This is a genomic window from Microcoleus sp. Pol12A5 (assembly GCF_036701435.1).
Taxonomy (GTDB): domain Bacteria; phylum Cyanobacteriota; class Cyanobacteriia; order Cyanobacteriales; family Microcoleaceae; genus Microcoleus.
In genome coordinates this window covers 1-1,555 of the sequence record NZ_JAUBQU010000280.1, presented here as the reverse complement: position 1 = coordinate 1,555, position 1,555 = coordinate 1, and the positions used below count along the sequence as shown (strand labels likewise).

The 1,555-nt window shown below is 40.3% G+C and carries 1 pseudogene; it reads left to right on the top strand.

Annotated elements, in window-relative coordinates:
• Positions 1-168: 168 nt before the first annotated feature.
• Positions 169-1,222, top strand: a pseudogene (locus QUA45_RS28740) (ISKra4 family transposase).
• The last annotated feature ends 333 nt before the right edge of the window (positions 1,223-1,555 follow it).

The following is a 1,555-nucleotide window of genomic DNA, read 5'->3' as shown; positions in this document are numbered from 1 at the left end:
TTCCCTAACTGGTTAACGATTTTTTTTCATTTTACCTCATTTTTTAAAAGTCTCATACTTATTTGAAATGACTATAGAGTCAATCAGCAATTTTATATCGACTGAAAAATAGAGTGTCTCAAGAGTTACAATAGTCAATAAATAATGTTGAGGGACTCAAAATGACGCCTGACTACCCGAGCACGTTTACAAGCTCATACTGCTGAAATCGCCAAAATTTTATACAGAAACACTCCCCCCGAAGCATTAGAGAGCCTGGAAAAAATAGAAGGGCACCTGAGAAAACAATGGATAGAGATAGTGGGACCCCAAGTGGCTTTTTTTTATCAAAGAAACCACGGGAACAGACAAAGGACGTCCCCGAACAGTAAAAAGCTGTGGGGGTGAGTTAAAAATTACCGAAAAACAAGCAGAAAAATTAAATCTCAAGAAATCGACTCGCTTGGCCCCTTTTTTTGAGAAATGCTGTCTGCGACAAGTGGCTCTGTTATCCTATTCCAAGGCATCTCAAGAAATTGAAGTACAGACGGGAGTCAAGATAGGTCATACCAGTTTACAGAGATTGGTAGAAAACCAGGAGTGGGTTGAACCAGTAGCATTCGCCCCCATTACAGAAACCAGTGTGGATGGAGGGAAAGTGCGTGTTAGAGGACCAAAAGGGGAAGGTTCTCACGACGGCTCGATTATAAAGCAGTTAGTCTTCATGGCAGCTTTTATGCTGCATATTTTCTGAAAAATGAAGTATTAATTGATTATGTCAATCGTCAGCCGTTAAATTCCCTAGTGACTTGTTTGGGTGATGGACATGACGCAATTTGGAATATCATCGGTAAATTCAATCCGGATGGCAATCGCCTATAAATCTTAGACTTTTATCATAAAGTCGAAAATCTGTACAAAGTAGCAGGGTCTAGGAAACGGCTGTCTAGAGCCAAAGAATTGTTATGGCAAGGTCGCACGTGATGAAACCATTAAGTTGTTTGAGTTGTGCAGTAGTCGTCAGAATACCAACTTTTGTAAATATCTCACAAAACATCGGAATCGAATTGTTAACTATCAACTCTTGTCCGGCCAAAATATTTGTGCTATTGGGTGGGGAGCGGTGGAATCATTAGTGAAACAGATTGATAGAAGACTGAAAATTTCCGGCGCTCAGTGGGGTCGTAAAAATATTAATCAGATGCTCAAACTTATGTGGGCTTACTTGAATGAATTAATCTAGAATATAGACACCTCTTTTTTATTTTCCTTCCCAACTCCCATACTTTAGATACTCCTCTCTCGCCAGTTCGGTTAGCGTGCGGGCGATAACTTTTGCGTTCTCTCATATAGCGGAGGGCGAAAAATTTTGGCTCTTATCATACTTTTAACCATTTACAAAACCGGGATGCTCCCATGTGCGGGTGTGCGGGGACCATTGCTAACAAGTTAAAAAGAAGTAGATTTTGTCAATACCTCTTAAGATAGAAATATTAGGAAATAATAATGATAATCAAATAGGGGAAAGGGTGAGAGAGTCCGCCTGTGGCGGACTCTCTCACCAGAGCACGATTAT